We start from the raw sequence: 17,416 nt of genomic DNA on the forward strand, positions 1-17,416 counted from the left end.
TCAGGCGATCGCGAGACCGTCGAAAGGCAGCGCCCCGAGGAAATCGGCGGCGTCGAAGGCTTCGCCCGGCGCGAGCGCCCCGCTCGCGCCGCCGCCCGCCAGCAGGCGCTCGACGGCCTCGCAGACCAGCGGCGCGGTGAACCCGTAGATGTCGCGGCCGGACGCGGTCGCGCGCCGCGTCTGGTCGCCGCGCCGCACGATCGCCTCGACGACGAACCTCTGGGCCGACAGCCCGCGCTCGTCGATGGCGGTCGGCGGCGGGGTCGCCGCGTCCCGGACGTCGGCCAGCGCCGTCTCGCCGAGGAAGGTGTCCAGCCGCGCGGTCTTCAGGTGCCGGGCGATGACGACGACCTCGGAGAACGGCACCTCGACCATCGCCTGCGAGCCTAGCGGTTCGGGGAAGATCCAGGTCGTTCGCGGCGCCGGATTGGGCAGCGGCGCCAGTCGTCCCCCGACGATCACCTGGCGCGGCGCGGTGTTGCGGGCTCCAGTGACGCGCGTGCCCTTCGTCGGCCACCAGCGATCGATGCCGATGCCGATCTGGATGTCGTCGGCCTCCGCCCAGCCGCCCATGGCCGCCGTCACCAGAAGGTCGGCGAGCCCGCCGTAGAAGCCCATCGCCGGCAGGACGACCAGGCCGGCCGCGCGGGCTGGCCCGTCGAACCGGTCGAACACCGCCTGGGCGCTGGGCTGCTCGGCCGAGACGTCGACATAGTGGGCGCCCGCCCGCAGCGCCGCGGCCGCCACCGCCTCGGCGGTGTCGAGGAACGGCCCCGCGCAGTTGATCACCGCGGCCGCGCCCTCGAACGCCCGGTCGAGGGTCTCGGGATCTTCGACGCTCGCCGTGCGGATCGCGACGCCGCCATCGGAAAAGGCGGCCTCCAGCGCCTCGGCCCGCCGCCCCACCGCCACGGGCGCCAGGCCCCGGCGCAGAAGCTCTTCGACCACGAACCGCCCGGTGTGGCCCGAGGCCCCGAACACGGCCACGCGTCGCGTGGAATTCTCGAAATTCGTCATGGCGCAACCTCGCTACAGACCTGTCTGTTCGCATAGCTACAAACAGGTCTGTAGCGTGTCAACCGCCTCCGTGCTAAGAGCGGCTGGAGGTGTGTGATGCAGCATGAGTCCGGACGCTCGACGTCCCCTGAGAAGCCCGGCGCCGGCGACGCGGTGCGCGAGCGCATTCTCGATACGGCCTCGGGCCTGTTCTACCGGGAGGGCGTCCGCGCGGTCGGCGTGGACCTGGTGGTCGCGGCGGCCGGTGTCGCCAAGACCAGCCTCTATCGTCACTTCCGGACCAAGGACGACCTGGTCGCGGCCTTCCTGACGCGCGAGGACGCGGACTTCTGGCGCACCTGGGACGAAGTCGCCGACAAGCATCGCGACGATCCGTCGGGCGAACTTCAAGCTCATATGGACTGGATCGGCGAACGGGTCGGGCGGCCCAACTATCGGGGCTGCCCGCAACTGAACGTCGCCGCCGAGTTTCCCCAGGCCGAGCATCCGGCCCGGCGGGTCGCCACCGCCCACAAGCTGGAACTGAGGCGTCGGCTGCTCGGCATCGCCCAGAGGATGGGCGTCGCCCGGTCCGAGGAACTGGCCGGGCAGCTGGCGGTCCTGATCAACGGGGCCTTCGTCAGCGGGCCGATCCTGTCCCAATCCGAAGCCAAGGGACTGCTGCGGGGGGCGGCTCAGGGTCTGGTCGAGGCGTCCAAACGCTCCGAAACGGACTGACGCGTCCTCGCCGTCACCGTCCAGGCCCAGGGTCTGAAGCCGGCGACGGCTCGGATCGCGGTCATCGGGTCAGTGCGAAACCGAGGTGTTGGCCTTGCTGACCATGATCGTCACGGTGACGCGACGGGCCTCGGCCGCGTTCTGGGGCGGATCGGGATCCTGGGCGACCGTGGATTCGCCCAGGGCGGTCGCCGGGACGATATAGCCCGGCATCACGCCGCAGTTCTCGATCAGATAGTTCTTCACCGCGAGCGCGCGGCGCGCGCTCAGGCGCTTGTTGGCGGCCGCGTCGCCGGTTGGATCGGCCCGGCCGACCACGGCCAGGCGGAAGCCGCCCTTGATCGCCTTGGCCTTGGCGGCGATGTCCATCAGGTCCTGATGGCCCTGACTGGAGATCGTGGCGCTGCCCACCGCGAAGAACACCTTGGCGCGGCCCGCCGCCACCAGGTTGCCGACATTGTTCAGCCGTTCTTCCTGTTCGGCGATGGCCTGCTTGTTGGAGGCGACGCCCGCCTCCGTCTCGGACAGGCCGGCCTGGATTTGACGGGCGGTCTTCAGGTCGGACTTCTTGAAGGTGATGGATTGGGCGACCAGGCCATCGGTAGACGGCAGGCCCCTGAACTCGATGGCCAGGCCGCGGATAAGATCCTCGGTCGAACCGCTTTCGCGCTGCAGGACCCCCGCGCCGGCGGTGACCGTGATCTTGGTGTCCGGCGTCAGGGTGAGAGTCTGCTGCTCCGCGCCCATCTTGACGACGAGACTGTTGTCGGCATGCGAAACGATCATGCCCTTGTAGACCTGGGCTTCCTGGGCAAATCCGAGGCCGGGGACGGCCATCAGGACCGCCCCGAGCATAGCTGCCACCGCTTTGCGGATATCCATGTCGCGCGTTCTCCATCACCCGCGCGCCGGGCCCGCGATGCGGCGGCGCCCTCGCAAAAAACGCAGGGTCGCGATGGTGGTACGCCCGGCCTAGTTCGCGCGACATCCGGTAGACACCTGAGCCCAGGACAGGCCATCCACCGAGACCGCCGTGGGTCCGTCTGTCGATTTTGACGTATGGGCGGCCGTTGTTGCGCCCGTTCGACAGGCGCGCGATGGTGGCCGCCCGGCGATATCGCCGCCTCGCGGAACCTCATCGAACAACTCGGGGTTCCACCCTCAGCGCAGCGCTCCAGGACATGTCGGACTTAATGCCCACTCGTCGTTTGACGGACCTTGCCCAGGCCGAGCGCTTCCGGTTGCTCATCGAGGCGGTCAAGGACTACGCCATCTACCTGCTGGACGCCGGCGGGCGCGTGGCGACGTGGAACACCGGCGCCCAGCTGTTCAAGGGCTACACGGCCGACGAGATCATCGGCCGGCACTTCTCGACCTTCTATACCGAGGAGGACCGCCAGGCCGGCCTGCCCGAGCGCGCGCTGCGGACCGCCGCCGAGGAGGGCCGGTTCGAGTGCGAGGGCTGGAGGGTGCGCAAGGACGGCACGCGCTTCTGGACCCACGTGGTGATCGACCCGGTGATCGACGGGGGCGAGCTGGTCGGCTACGCCAAGATCACCCGCGACGTCTCCGACCGGCGGATCGCCGACCAGGCCTTGTACGAAAGCGAGCAGCGCTTCCGGCTCCTGGTCCAGGGCGTCCGCGACTATGCGATCTACATGCTCGACCCGGACGGCAACGTCACCAACTGGAACGTGGGGGCGCAGGCGATCAAGGGCTACAGCGCCAACGAGATCATCGGCCGCCACTTTTCGCTGTTCTACACGCCGGAGGACCGCGAGGCCGGCGCGCCGGCCGCGGCCCTGGCCACGGCGCTGCGCGAGGGCAAGTTCTCCGGCGAGGCCCAGCGCATGCGCAAGAACGGCGAGCGGTTCTGGGCCAGCGTCCTGATCGATCCGATCCGCGACGAGACCGGCCGGTTGCTGGGTTTCGCCAAGGTGACCCGCGACATCACCGAAAAGCGCCAGGCCGAGGAGGAACTGGAGCGCTCGCGCGAGGCCCTGGTCCAGGCCCAGAAGATGGAAGCGATCGGACGGCTGACCGGCGGCGTCGCGCACGACTTCAACAACCTGCTGACCGTCATCCGCGCCTCGGCGGATTTTCTGCGCCGGCCCAACGTGCCCGAGGAAAAGCGCACGCGTTACATCGAGGCGATCGCCGAGACCGCCGAACGCGCCGCCACCTTGACCGGGCAACTCCTGGCCTTCGCGCGCCGCCAGCCCCTGCAGCCGGAAATCTTCGACGTCTGCGCGCGCCTGAGAGGTCTTCACCGGATCATCGGCAGCACGATCGGCTCGTCGGTGATCATCGAGACGGACTTTCCCGAGGCCGAACACGTCGTCGAGGCCGATCCCAGCCAGTTCGACACCGCGGTCCTCAACATGGTCATCAACGCCCGGGACGCCATGCCGCGCGGCGGCACGATCAGGATCGCCGCGCGGACCGTCGACGGCGTGCCGGCGGTCCGGGGCCACGCCGCCGCCCGGGGAAACTTCATCGCCGTCGACATCGCCGACAACGGCACGGGGATGCCGCCCGAGACGCTGAAGAAGATCTTCGAGCCGTTCTTCACCACCAAGCCGGTCGACAAGGGCACGGGCCTCGGCCTCAGCCAGGTCTACGGCTTCGCCAAGCAGTCGCGGGGCGAGATCGACGTCGCGAGCCAGGAACACGTCGGCACGACCTTCACCCTCTACCTGCCCAGCGCCAACGGTCAGGCCCTGACCGCCGGCGCTCCGGCCGCCGCGCTGGTCGACCTGTCGACGGTGCCCCGACGCCGCGTCCTGCTGGTGGAGGACAACGAAGGCGTCGGCAAGTTCGCCGCCGGTCTCCTCAAGGAGCTGGGCCAGACCGTCACCTGGGTCGGCGACGGGCAGGCCGCGATCAAGCAGCTGGAGAGCGATCCCGAAGCCTTCGATCTGGTGTTCTCCGACGTGGTCATGCCGGGCATCAGCGGGCTGGAGCTGGCCCAGCTGATCCGGCATCGGTGGCCCAAGCTGCAGATCGTGCTGACCAGCGGCTACAGCCACGTCATCGTCGAGCAGGGCGCCCAGGGCTTCCCGCTGGTGCGCAAGCCCTATTCGATCGACGGCCTGCTGACGATCCTGGCCTGGAAGCCGAACTCGCTCGGATAACCGCCGACGTCCTTTTCGTCGTCGATCACCCGGCCGGTTCCGTGACGCACGTCCTGGACGATGCGGCGGTCGACGGCGTCGCGGTCCCAGGGCCGCGCGCCGGCGTTCAGCAGGACCTTGGTCTCGACCCGCCAGGCGTCGATCGCCTGGAAGCCCTCGGGCCATGCCGGCGGCTTGTCGAGCAGCCTGATCTTCGGCAGAGGCTCGGTGGGTATGACGCGGCTGGGCGGCATCGGGCGGCCGTCGGCGTAGTTCGCCAGGTTGTCGTGCGCGTAGAGGTCCAGGTCCCCCTGCCCTTCGACGATCAGGAACGGCAGGCGCAGGTCGGTGGACGCCCCGCCCTTGACCACGTTGCCGACCAGCGCCAGCCGCCCGGTCCGCCAGGCGTGGCCCGTCCACTCCGACGCGTTGAGCGCGTAGTGCATGGCGCGCGTGCCCGGGTCGTAGATCAGGTTGTTGGCCGACACCGCCTCGACCGCGCCCTTGAACAGCTGGTTGCGCTCGCGGTTGTGGGCGTAGAGGTTGCCGACGATCAGCACCTGGGTGGCGTTGTCGTGGATCAGGCTGCCCTTGGAGTGCTCGCCCTTGACGTGGCTGGCGTTGGACAAACCCTCGGCGACGATGTTGTTGCTGAAGGTGATCCGGTGCGAGGTCCCCTCCTGCCAGCCCTTCGGCTCCTCGCCGCCCTCGAAGCGCGGGCCCGAAGCCGAGAGGTTCTCGTCGGTGGCCCAACTGATCGAGCAGTGGTCGACGATGACGTCGCGGGCCTTCCAGCAGGTGACGCCGTCGACCTCCCACCCGCTGCGCGACGGGGCCCCGTCGCGGCCCGCCCGCACCCGCAGGTGGCGGACGATGACGTCGTGGGTCGAGATCTCCAGGCCGCCCTTGATCAGGGTCACGCCCGGCGACGGCGCGGTCTCGCCGGCGATCGTCAGGAACGGCTCGACAATCTTGATGCTCTTGCGGCCCAGATCGACGACGCCGGCCACGTCGAAGACCACGGTGCGCGGGCCTTTGGTCGTCACCGCTTGGCGGAACGAGCCCGGGCCGTCGCCAGCCAGGGTGGTGACCCGGATGACCTTCCCGCCGTCGCCGCCGGGCGTGCCGCCCGCCCAGCCCAGGCGCTCGAACATGCGGGGCTTCGGCGCCGTCGCCGCGACCGCGCCGAACGCCGGAAGCGCCAGGGCGCCGCCCAGCATGATCGCGCGCCGCCCGATCAGCTTCGTCATCTCGACCTCCCTCAAGATCCGTGCGCCAGCCAGTCGACGGCGTTGGCCAGCCAGCGGCGCTGCAGCGGACCGGCCATGTCGGGCAGACGGTGGACCAGCACCCGCATGCCGTCCCTGCGCGCGATGAAGCTGGCCGCGCCGTTCCGGCGATCGTGGTCGCGGCTGTAGGCGGCGATCACCTCCACCCCGGCTCCGTCGACGACCAGCCCGTTGGACGGCTGCCCTTCGACCTGATGCAGCACGCTCATGCCCCTGTCGACCGGCAGGCCGGCGAAGGTGGAATGGGCGCGGACATAGTTCCAGTTGCCCATCCAGGGAGCCCGCAGCCCCCCGACCTGACCGGCATAGTCGAACAGCCCCAGGCCCGAAAGCTGCCTGGCCACGCCCTCGGCCAGGCCGTCTTCCTGCACCATGGCCAGCAACGGGACGCCCGCCTTGACCGCCGCCAGGACCTCGGGCGGCAGGTCGCCCAGGACCACGACGGGCTTGTCGCCCTTCTTGGGCTGGGCCTCCAGGCCCGTCTGCTCGCCGACCTGTCGGCGGACGATCTCGTCGCTCTTCAGGCCCGAGGCGATGATTCCGTCGTAGCGGACGCCCGGCTTGAAGTCCTCGAGGACGACGCCCGGAACGGCCGCCAGCTGGTCGCGCAGACTGCGGGCGATCCCCGAGACGCCGATGCGGGCCGCCTTGGCGGGCTTCGGCGCCGGGCCGGTCACCCAGATCTCGCGGTCGGAGACGATCTCGCCCAGGGCGATGCGGACCACGTTCAGCCCTTCGCGCCGCAGCGGCGGGGTCCGCACGCCTTCGGCCACCAAGTAGCTGAAGACGTCGGGCGTCTGCCCCGTCCGGACCGGCCAGCGGCCCAGGACTTCAACGCTTCCATCCGGTCCGACCAGGCTCAGCGCCATCTCCCCCGACACGGCCCTGCCGGTGTCGTTCAGCAGATAGAGATCGAGCTCCGCGCGCTCCCCCGCCGCATAGGCCAGGGCCCGGGGCTTGGCGATCGCCAGCACCGGCCTCAGGCTCTGGCTCATCAGGGCCGGATCGGCCTTGAAGCCGCGCAGGACGTCGACGATGCCCGAATGGTTCTCGATGGCCGTGCTCTCCCAGCCGGAGATGGCGGCGACGTCGACGGTGTCGCCGATCCGGATGTTCTCCAGATACTCGCGCCAGGCCTCATAGGCCTTGCGGCCGACCGACAGGAACAGGCTCTCGCTGGTCGGGAAGGCCTTGTTGAACCCCCAGCGTTCCAGATAGCCGTTGGTCGGGGCGACCACCGCCTTGTGGTCCTCCAAGTCGTAGCTCTTGCCGCCCTTGGCGAGGATCTCGACCAGCATCGCCGCGTGGTTGTCGGCGACCGCGCAGCCCTGCATCTCGCCGAACTCGACGATGAACGGCTTGCCGGTCTGGCGATGGATGTAGTCGTCCTTGCCCTGGTAGAACCTGTCGTACCACTGGTCGCCGGCGCCCTGGTGATTGACCCACCAGCCGCCCCACGCGTCCTTGTCCGAGCGCCAGTAGCGGTCGTCATAGGGCAGGTACATGGCCTGGGCCGCGCCGCGCGCCACGAAGCCGTCGTTGAGGATCACCGCGCGGCTGGGATCCAGCTCGTGGATCGCCTTCAGCACGGTCTGGACGTCGGGATTGGCCAGGTTGGCGCCGATCTCGTTCTGCAGGGTGTACTGGACCAGCGACGGGTGCGAGCGGAAGGCCCGGGCCATGGCCTTGCACTTCTCGACCAGGAAGTCGCGGCTGAAGGCGTCGGCGGGCGACAGGCTTTCGCCCGGCTTGAGGTCCTTGCCGATCGCGTGGCGACCGCCGCCGGGCTCCATCACCCGCAGCAGGCCCATCTCGTCCATGGCCGCGAACACCTCGGGCTTGCCGACGTTGCGGTGGAAGTGAAGCGTGTTGAGGCCCAGGGTCTTGGCGGAGGTCACCTCGCGCCGCGCCAGCTCCGGCGTCGGCCACAGGCCGTTGAAGCCCCAATAGCCCCAGGAGATCGCCGAATAGAGCCGCACCCGCCGGCCGTTCAGGCGCAGCAGGGCGTCGGTTCCCAGCCCCTCGGGCGCGAACCAGCGGAAGCCGAAGCGCACCTCGCGGGTGTCGACGGCGTCGCGCGTCTGCGCCCAGCGCAGCCGCAGATGATGGAGGTTCGGGGTGGCGAGGTCCCAGAGCTGGGCGCCGGGCGCGTGGATCGCGAACCGGACGCGCAGACGATGGTCGTCCAGGCGCTCCAGCGCCTCCAGCCGGATGTCGGCGGCGACCGGCCGGCCCGTCTTGTCGTCGATCAGCGTCGCCGAGGCCTTGGCCTTCAGGCGCTCGAGCCCCCTCGCGCTCACGGGCCGCTCCAGCGCGATCTCCATGAAGCCGGTCGCCCGGCGCGGATCGGGCGTGTTCAACACCCAGGCGTCGTCGATCCGGGCCGCCAGCGGGTGAACGCTGAGCGTCAGGCCGCGATCCAGCCCGCCGAAGCCGTGCGAGGCGAACAGCTTGGCCTTGCCCCACGTCATGGTGGTGCTGTCGCGCCAGTCGAACCGGCCGCCGGGATTGGTGATCCGGATCGCCAGGCGATTGGCCTGGCCCGGACGCATGGCGGCGGTCAGGTCGCAGTTGATCGGCAGCTCCGACATGATCGAATAGCCGACCAGTCGTTCGTTGAGGAACACCTCGGCCCGCAGCCGCGCGCCCCGGATGTTCAGCATCACCCGCCGGCCCTTGGCCGACGCGGGGATGGCGATCGTCTTGGTCCACCACGACACGCCCTTGTAGGCGCCGTAGCGCGGCACGTCGTCGTCCTCGGCGTAGCGGTATTCGTCGGCGCCGTAGGGCCGCGTGCCAAGTTTGCCCCAGAAGTGCTGCTCGACCGTGGTCGGCAGGGTCACCGTCACCGCGTCGGGCGAGGCCAGGGCGCCCCAGCCGCCGGTCGGCGGATTGACCGGCAGCGTCGCCAGGTCGAACCGGCCCGGCAGGTGGATGGCGTCCTCGGCCCAGGCGGCGGCCGTGTCGAGCCACAGGCGCCAGCCGTCCTCGCCGATGGCCAGGTCCAGGCCCGACGCCCGCGCGCCCGTGGGGGCCAGGCCGGCGGCGGCGCTCACCCCGGCCAAGGCGAGGAAGTCGCGACGATCCAGGCTCACGGACGCCATCCGTCGGCGCCGGCCAGGAACACGTCGCGCGACCAGACCTTGGCGTCCTCGGCGGTCAGCTGATGGCTGCGCGGCTCGCGGGTCTTGGGGCTGGCCCCCTGCCCCGTCGAGGCGAACTCGGCATAGGTCGCCGTGCCCAGGGTGTCGGTCTTGCCCGGCGTCCATTCGCGCCAGCCTTCCGGATGCAGGGCCGCGTCGACGCGGGTGCGCAGGAAGATCACGGTCGCATAGGCGCGCCAGGCGCGGCCGAACCAGAGCTCGCCCACCTTCGGATCGGCGGTGATCCGGCAGCGGTCGAAGACGTAGGCGCTGTCCTGTTCCGGCTTGGACTTGCTCTGGGCCGTGATCATCACGGTCTCATGGGCGATGCCGTGGATATGACAGCGGTCGAAAAAGGCCTTGGCGTCGCCGAAGATGAAGTCGACATGGCCCTCGACATAGCAGTCGCGGAAGTACTGCCGGCTGGGCGCGGTCTTCTTGCTGGCGGCGTAGAGGGTGTCCTGGGCGCCCAGCAGGCGCACCTTCTCCAGCACGGCGCGGTCGGCGGTGATGGCCAGGGCCACGGCCTGGGACGGGCGAGCGTCCTTCAGATGATAGTCGTTCTGGATGGTCAGGTTGCGGGCCCGGAAGCCGTCGCCCGACACGTTGACCGAGGCCGACTTGAACGTGCCGCCGGCGGTGATCGCCCCGTCGCTCCAGACCAGCACCACGTCCCGCGGCCCCTTGCCCTTGCCGATCAGGCGGACGTTGGGCTTGGCGATCTCAAGCTTCTCGCGATACTCGCCGGGCGCCAGCTCCAGGGTCCCGCCGTCGGCCGGCAGGGCGTTCACGGCGGCCTGGACGCTGGCATAGGCCCCGCCCTTGCCGACCCGCAGGGTGGTCGCCCAGGCGTTCCCACCGACCGTCAGGGCCACGAGCCCGCAAACGACAGCGATCAGTCTGATCACGCTCAGGCTCTCCGAAGTTGGCCGTCGCGCACCGTCAGGCGAACGCGCTGGCCCTTCTTGATGTCGAGATCGATCACTGATCCGCCATAGCGCACATGGTGGCGACCATCGGCGGCGGCGGTGAACACCGCCGCCTCCAGCTTGCCGCGCGTCCAGGTCACGTCGACACCGACCGCGCCCCTGGCCCTCAGGCCGGTCAGGCGTCCGGTCGGCCAGGCCGATGGCAGGGCCGGCAACAGCAGGATCTGGTCGTTGCGGCTCTGCAGGATCATCTCGGTCATGCCCGAGGTCCCGCCGAAATTGCCGTCGATCTGGAACGGCGGGTGGGCGTCGAACATGTTGGGATAGGTCCGCTCGGGACCCAGCAGCAGCGACAGGATCTTGTGGGCCCGGTCGCCGTCGCCCAGCCGCGACCACAGGTTCAGCCGCCAGGCGATGGCCCAGCCGGTCGAGATGTCGCCCCGGGTGTTCAGCGAGACCTTGGCCGCGTCGGCCAGTTTGGGCGTGGTGTCGACGGCGATCTGGTCGCTGGGGAACACGCCGTACAGGTGCGAGACGTGGCGGTGATGGATGTCGGTGGCGTCGGCGTCCCAGTCCTCCTGCCACTCCTGCAGCTGGCCGTCCTTGCCGATCTTGTAGGGGGCCAGCTTGTCGCGCGCGGTCGCCAGCTCGGCGGAGAAGTCGGCGTCGGTTCCCAGGATGGCGGCGGCCTTGATGCAGGCGGTGAACAGGTCGCGGATGATCGCCTGGTCCATGGTCGGACCGGCCACCAGGGACGAGCCGTGGCCGTGGCTGTTCTCCGGCGAGATCGACGGATTGGTCACCAGCTTGCCCGACTTGGGATCGACCACCAGGGCGTCAAGGAAGAACAGGGCCGCGCCGCGCATCAGCGGATAGACGTCGGCCAGGTAGGCGCGGTCGCGGTTGTAGTCGTAGTGATCCCACAGGTGCTTGCAGAGCCAGGCCCCGCCCGTCGGCCACACCCCGAACTTGGCGCCGTCGATCGGCCCGCTGGCCCGCCACAGGTCGGTGTTGTGGTGTGTGACCCAGCCGCGGGCGTTGTACATCACCTTGGCCGTGCGCGCGCCGGTGACCGACAGGTCGCGGACCATCTCGATCAGCGGCTTGACGCACTCGGCCAGGCCCGTCGGTTCGGCCGGCCAGTAGTTCATCTCGGTGTTGATGTTGATCGTGTACTTGCCGCCCCAGGGCGGCGAGGTCTGGTCGTTCCAGATCCCCTGCAGGTTGGCGGCCTGGCCGCCGGGACGCGAGCAGGCGATCAGCAGGTAGCGGCCGTACTGATAGTACAGCGCCGCCAGGGCCGGGTCGTCGGTGGTCTGTGAGACCTTGATGCGCTCGTCGGTCGGCTTCAGCGCCGCCGTGGTGGTCCCGAAATCGACGCTGACCCGCCGAAACATGGCCCGGTGATCGGCTTGGTGGGTCGCCAGCAGGGCTTGCCACCGCTTGGTCGAGGCCTGGGCCAGCACCGCGCGGTTGGTCGCCGTCGGATCACCGCCCACGTCGTCGAAGCGGCGATAGCTGGTGGCGGCGGCGATCAGCAGCACGACCTCGTCTGCCCCGGCGACCGACAGCACGCCCTCCCTGGCGGTCAGGGTCCCGCCCTTGTTGAGCACCCGCACGCGGCACTCGAACCTCAGTTGGGCGGCGATGCCTTGCTGGGTGTCGTTGGCGCCGGCCAGGACCAGGGTGTCGCGGCCCTCGATGCTGGAGACCGGCTTGGATTTCAGCGGACTGTCGAAGGCCAGGTCCACCGTGATCGCCCTGCCCCTGTCGGCGCTCAGCCGCACGGCGATGACCCGGTCGGGATAGCTGCCGATGACCTGCCGCGTGTAGCCCGTTCCGCCGACCTTGAAGCGGGTCGTGGCGATCGCGCCGTCCAGGTCGAGCTCGCGGACATAGTCCGTCGGCTGGCCGTCGAGGCCCGGGAACGTCAGCTTCAGGTCGCCGATCGTCTGGTAGGCCATCTGGCGCTTGGGCGTGGCCATGAAGCGGGCGTCGGCGATCTCGGTCGCCTTGGCGTAGTCGCCGGCGTCGATCAGCGCCCGGATCTCCGGCAGGGCCTTCAACGCCTCGGGATTGGCCGGATCGTAGGGCCCGCCCGCCCACAGGGTGTCTTCGTTCAACTGCAGGCGCTCGGCCGCCACGCCGCCGAACACCATCGCGCCCATGCGGCCCGATCCCACCGGCAGGGCCTCCACCCATTCCTGGGCCGGCTGGCGGTACCAGAGGCGCAACGGCGAGGTCGGAGCCGCTCCCCGGGCTTGCGCGAAGCCGCCGCTGGCGGCGCCGGCCGCGAGGGCCAACGTGGTTCTACGGGTCAGCCGCATGGCGAGGTCCTCGGAAGGCAAACTAGGGGATCAGAAACCGGCGCAGGGCCGGAACGGCCTTGGCCAGGTCGGCGGTGACGATGGTCGCGAAATAGTCCGCGCCGGTCTCGCCCAGGTGGGTGTAGTCGAACGACAGCTTGGCCTGGCCCATCGGTTCGACGGCGGCGTTATTCTGGACGTTCGGCGCGGCGGCGGCGGTCGGCGCGCCGCTCGCTCCGGGCGCGGGCGTGCCGGCCGCGATCGTCGTGCCCGTCCTGGCCGCCTCCAGCACGTGGGCGGGCGGCGGGGTCTGCGCGAAGCGCGCGGCCTCGGCCGCGCCCATGGCCTGGACGGCCGCGGAGCTGTCGGCGTGCAGGTCGACCAGCGGCGCGCCGGTCTCGGCGGCGACCTTGCGGGTCGCCTCGGCCCAGGGCCCCAGGTCGTCGACCAACTTGCCGTCCTTGAACTGGCGGCGGGTCAGCGGGGTCACCAGCACCGGCTTGCCGCCGGCCGCCCGGATCTCGTCGACATAGGCCTTCAGATTGGCCGGGAATTCGACGGCCAGGTCGGTCGACCGGCCGGGCTTGCCGGGCTGGTCGTTGTGGCCGAACTGAACCAGCACATAGGTGTCGTTGAAGCCGCCCGACTTGATCTCGTTCAGCGCCAAGGCCCACGACCCTTCCGTCCGATAGTTGCCGCTGCTGCGGCCGCCTCGGGCCAGATTGATGCAGGCGGCGAACGAGGTCACGTGCTTAGCGCAGAAACTGGGACCCCAGCCGCCCTGCACCGCCGTGGTCGAGTCGCCGACCAGCACGATCTTGATCGCGTTGAAGTGCGGCGGCGGGTTGGGAACGGGCGTCTGGGCCTGGGCGCCCGAGGCGGCGACAAACGGGCCGACCACAAGGCAGGAGGCGAGAAGCAGGGCCGAAAAGCGCATGGACATCACTCTGGGCAACGACGGGTTCGGCCGCCCTCGCGCCGGGCGGCCCGAAAGAAAGGCGGCGGACAGCCGGGAAGGCCGGCTGTCCGCCTAAGTCACCGCGGGAGGCGGCTTAGAAACCGTGGACGATCGACTCGCGCCGCGCGGCGACGATCCACGGGTCGGCCGCGATCGGCCCGGCGCGGGCGCCGGTCGACCGCGGGCCGAAACGGGGTCAGTACTTGTAACGAATGCCGATCCGGTAGTTCGGACCCGATCCGCCGTACGAGAGGACGACCGGATCGGCGAACGTGAACCGCGAGGACATCTCGTTGGTGATGTTCAGCGCCTCGAAGGTGATGCTGACCTTCTCGATCGGTTGGTAGCGCGCCGAGAAGTCGACGTTGGTGGTGGCCTTGGCCCCGTCGAACTCGTTGATCAGCGGAGAGTCGCAAGCCGCGCCGCTCGCCTGCAGGCCCGGGTCGCAGTTGCCGGCCCCGACGGGGTACTTGGTGTAGTACTCGGCGCGGTGGGCCACCGAGACGCGGGCGTTGAACTTCTCGGTCTCGTAGTAGAGCGTGAAATTCAGGCCCTCGGGCGAAGCGCCCAGCCACGGCGCCTTGCCGTAGACCGGAGCCTTCAGGACCGCCCCGGTCGTGGCGTTCACGTTGCCCGGATCCAGGATGTAGGTCAGCTCGGTGTCCAGCTTGGTGGCGTTGAACTGGACGCCCAGGTTCTTGAAGTACCAGGGCAGGAAGGTCAGGTCCTGCTGGTAGTTGAATTCCCAACCCTGCAGGACGCCGCCCGGCGCGTCGCGGACCTGACGAGCGAGGAAGGGATTGTTGGCGTCGATATAGGCGCGGCGGAAAACGTCGCCGCCGGTCGTGCCGGGGAAACCCAGCTTCAGCGCTTCGATCGCCTCGGGGTCGAGGAATTCCGACAGCGGGGCTTCGTAGAAGATCGTCTGCGGGTACGACGAGATGTCCTTGCGGAAATAGCCCAGGCTGATCAGGCCGCCCGGTGTGAAGTACCATTCGGCCGCCACGTCGTAGGCCTTGCCGCGGAACGGCGACAGCTTGGGATTGCCCACAGTCAGGGTGCCCCCGGTGCTCGAGCCGTCGCTCGGGACGCTGATGCCGGTCACCGCCGGCGACAGGTTGCCCAGCAGCGGGCGGGCCATGACCTTGGCCGCCGCGGCGCGGATGTAGAAGTTGTGGAAGGCCTCGAACGTCACGTTGCCCGCGGGCAGCGTGTCGTCATAGCTGTTGGCGCCGTAGATCGGCCGGCCAGCGGTCGTCTCGCCCTGGGCGTTCACCTCGGTGTGGGCCTGGCGGACGCCGACATTGCCCGACAGGCGGCGGCCGTCCAGGACATCGTAGTTGAAGTTGAACTGCGCGTAGTAGGCGTAGTTGTCCTCGGTCACGCCGAACGAGGCCGAGCGGTTGCGCTTCCGGGTGATGCGGAAGTCGCCGTACTTGTTGATGCAGTTGCAGTCGAAGTCGAAGACGCTGTCGAAGGCTTCCAGGCTGGGCGCGAAGAAGCTGGTGGTCGTGCCTTGCGGCACTTCCAGGCCGTCGCCGAAGTTCACGACCCGGCCCAGGGACGCGATGCTGACGCCGGCCTCCTTCTCGGTCGGGTTCAGGAGGTCGCTGTTGCGTTCGAACTGGTTGGTGGTGAACTCGAACTTGCGGCCGGTGCCGCCGAACTGGACCGACCAGTTGTCGTCCAACTCGTAGGTGAAGTCCGCCTTCAGGCCCTTGTAGGTGTTCTCCGTCGTGCGCTTGTAATTGCGCATGCCCGAAAAGCCTTTGATGATCCCCCACTTGTTGGGATCGGCGGCGTTGAAGCCGGCGTCGAACCGGGGCATGCCGTTGGCGCCGCGCTCGTCGAAGATGAACGGTTCCGGCGCGTCCATGTAGTTGAACTCGACCAGGGTGCCCTGGTTTTCGTTCGTCGACTCCGACATGCCGGCGCTGAATTGGCCGCGGAAGCGGTCGCTGAACTCGTGCGTCAGGTCGAACGACACCTGGCGGAAGTCAGTGGTGTAGGCGCCGCGGTCGGCGGCCGAGCGCCAGTCGACGTTGCCCAGCTTCAGGTACTCGGCGTTCTGGCCCACGACCTCGGCGTCGAGCAGCTTGACCGACGGACGGCCGATCAGGTCGCCGCGGAACGGCAGCGACGCGGCTGGCCCGGCGTAACCCGGCGAAGTCGGGTTGGTGTAGTACTCGTACGGATCGAGATTGTAGGGGCTGTAGCTGAAGCTGTAGCCGGGGAGCGGCGTCGTGCCGTACAGCGACTGGCCGCAATCCTGGCCGGGGTTCAGCTCGGTTTCGGCGGCGAAGGTGCAGGCGCCCGGATAGAGCGCGCGGCGCTGGGCGGCCGTCATGGCCGTGCCGGCGCGGGCGGTGGCCGTGGGCACGTTGGCCCCGTAGGAATAGCTGGCGTTGGTGTTGTTGCGGTTCAGGCCGACCGGCGAGAGACCGTAGTTGGTCGTCGTGCTTTCGAAGCGCGAATACAGCGCGTCGACCGTCAGGCGGGTGCGTTCGCTGATCTGCACCTGGAACGCGGCGGTCAGGCCCAGGCGCTCGGTGTCGACGTCCTTTTCATTCAGCGTCGGCAGGGCCGGGAAGCGGATCAGCGAGTCGTTGCAGCCCGACGTCGTCGGGGTCAGGGCGGAGACCGGTTGGCCCGCCGTGGCCGCGCAGTTCGGATAGAGCTTGGCGTAGGCGGCCGGGTCCGAACCGGTCATTTCGGCATAGGCGGCCGGGTTGGCCAGCGGGTCGTAGTAATTGGCCGCATTGGCCTTGTAGGCGTCGAGCGCCGCGCCCGTCAGGGTGGTCGGAATCAGGGCGCTGAACACCGTGCCGGTCGGCGCGGCGAAGCCGGCGCGGCCGGGCAGTTCGTTGCCGGTCCAGGTCGAGCCGCGATAGGTGTAGTCGGCCGAACCGCCGCCCCGGGCATAGTTGTCGTCAACCGACTTGCGCTTGGCGTAGGCGCCCGAGACCAGCAGACCGACCTTGCCGTCGAACCAGCGGTCCGAAGCCAGCACGGTGAAGCGCGGGCTGTGGGTCTTGCCGTTCTCGTAATACGAGTCCTCGGCCGAGGCGGCGAAGGCGCCGTTCTTGTAGTCGAAGGGCTTGCCGGTGATCAGGTCAACGGTGGCGCCCAGCGAGCCCTCGTCGGCTTCGGCCGACGACGACTTGCGCACCCGCACCGAGCTGAACAGCTCCGAGGCGAAGGCGTTGAAGTCGAACGCGCGCGAGCGGTTGGGGCTGGCGCCGGCGTCGTTGTTGGCGCCGGTGGACAGCGCTTCCATGTTGTTGATCCGCACCCGGCTGAAGTCGCCGCTCAGGCCGCGGACGCTGATCGTGCGCCCTTCGCCGTTGTCGCGGTCGATCGAGATGCCGGGCAGGCGCTGCAGGGATTCGGCTAGGTTCGAGTCCGGGAAATCGGCGATGTCCTCGGCGTTGATGGCGTCGAGCATGACGTCCGAGGTCTTCTTGGTCTCCATCGCGCTGCGCAGCGAGGCGCGGTAGCCCGTGACGACGACCTCGTCGATCACGGTCTCGGCGGCGGCGGTCTGAGCGGTTTGGGCCTGGGCCGCGGTCGCCGCGAGGCCGATCGAGAACCCGGCCGTCAGCGCGGCCGTCAGCGCCAGGCGCGACGAATTGCGCAGCAGGGCGCAGGTGTGCGGATGCGTGGACTTAGTCATGGACTCTTCCTCCCCAAGTTCGTCCCGGCGGTTCGTAAGCCGCCTTAATTGGCCCGGCCTTTTGTCACCGGTGTCATTAGGATAGACATGGCAAGAACCTGGAGAAAAGAGGAAAAGTTAGCGGTATCATTCTAAAAACGGTGAATATTTTGCCTCTTTTCAGAACCACGGAAAACGACGTTTTCGCCGTGTTGATCCGCACAAAAAAGTTCGCCTCCCCCGCATTTTTTTCTGTTTCGGTTGATCGCGGGCCCGTTCCCTCCCATCGTCG

Annotated in this window: 10 protein-coding genes; 2 read left to right on the forward strand and 8 right to left on the reverse strand. The window is 69.1% G+C overall.

Translation table 11 applies throughout. From position 1 onward, the window contains the following. A complete protein-coding gene (locus ASD21_RS21170) occupies nucleotides 1-1,017 on the reverse strand; it encodes a saccharopine dehydrogenase NADP-binding domain-containing protein (protein ID WP_056446084.1) in 1,017 nt (338 codons plus the stop codon). A 96-nt stretch (nucleotides 1,018-1,113) separates the two neighbouring features. Here ASD21_RS21170 and ASD21_RS21175 point away from each other — a divergent pair, with 96 nt between their 5' ends. After that, nucleotides 1,114-1,734 (forward strand): TetR/AcrR family transcriptional regulator, encoded by a 621-nt coding sequence (locus ASD21_RS21175; protein ID WP_056446086.1) that lies wholly within the window; start codon nucleotides 1,114-1,116, stop codon nucleotides 1,732-1,734. A gap of 69 nt (nucleotides 1,735-1,803) precedes the next feature. Here the strand turns inward: ASD21_RS21175 and ASD21_RS21180 are convergent, their stop codons facing one another. Beyond that, nucleotides 1,804-2,616: an OmpA family protein gene (locus ASD21_RS21180; RefSeq protein WP_082554870.1), complete on the reverse strand. Its 813-nt coding sequence runs from the start codon at nucleotides 2,614-2,616 to the stop codon at nucleotides 1,804-1,806. Between the two features lie 311 nt (nucleotides 2,617-2,927). Between ASD21_RS21180 and ASD21_RS21185 the strand changes: the two genes are divergently transcribed. Continuing rightward, complete coding sequence (locus ASD21_RS21185) at nucleotides 2,928-4,868, forward strand: hybrid sensor histidine kinase/response regulator (RefSeq protein ID WP_200941460.1); 1,941 nt, start codon at nucleotides 2,928-2,930, stop codon at nucleotides 4,866-4,868. Here ASD21_RS21185 and ASD21_RS21190 read toward each other — a convergent pair. The 6 genes from ASD21_RS21190 to ASD21_RS21215 form a co-directional block, all read right to left on the reverse strand. After that, nucleotides 4,811-6,097: a pectate lyase family protein gene (locus ASD21_RS21190; protein WP_056446097.1), complete on the reverse strand. Its 1,287-nt coding sequence runs from the start codon at nucleotides 6,095-6,097 to the stop codon at nucleotides 4,811-4,813. The genes ASD21_RS21185 and ASD21_RS21190 overlap by 58 nt on opposite strands. 11 nt (nucleotides 6,098-6,108) lie before the next feature. Continuing rightward, nucleotides 6,109-9,231: a sugar-binding domain-containing protein gene (locus ASD21_RS21195; RefSeq protein WP_162250260.1), complete on the reverse strand. Its 3,123-nt coding sequence runs from the start codon at nucleotides 9,229-9,231 to the stop codon at nucleotides 6,109-6,111. Continuing rightward, on the reverse strand, nucleotides 9,228-10,187 hold the full coding sequence (locus ASD21_RS21200) for a pectinesterase family protein (RefSeq protein WP_235524932.1): 960 nt from the start codon (nucleotides 10,185-10,187) through the stop codon (nucleotides 9,228-9,230). Before ASD21_RS21200 ends, ASD21_RS21195 begins: the two co-directional genes overlap by 4 nt. A 2-nt stretch (nucleotides 10,188-10,189) precedes the next feature. Beyond that, on the reverse strand, nucleotides 10,190-12,535 hold the full coding sequence (locus tag ASD21_RS21205) for a glycoside hydrolase family 95 protein (protein WP_082554871.1): 2,346 nt from the start codon (nucleotides 12,533-12,535) through the stop codon (nucleotides 10,190-10,192). Nucleotides 12,536-12,557: 22 nt separating this feature from the next. Beyond that, entirely contained in the window at nucleotides 12,558-13,451 is an 894-nt protein-coding gene (locus ASD21_RS21210; RefSeq protein WP_082554872.1) for a rhamnogalacturonan acetylesterase, read from the reverse strand. A 217-nt stretch (nucleotides 13,452-13,668) separates the two neighbouring features. Next, nucleotides 13,669-17,145: a TonB-dependent receptor domain-containing protein gene (locus tag ASD21_RS21215; RefSeq protein ID WP_056446114.1), complete on the reverse strand. Its 3,477-nt coding sequence runs from the start codon at nucleotides 17,143-17,145 to the stop codon at nucleotides 13,669-13,671. Between the last annotated feature and the right edge of the window lie 271 nt (nucleotides 17,146-17,416).

Origin of the sequence: Caulobacter sp. Root1455, from assembly GCF_001426905.1 — a bacterium.
Lineage (GTDB): Bacteria > Pseudomonadota > Alphaproteobacteria > Caulobacterales > Caulobacteraceae > Caulobacter.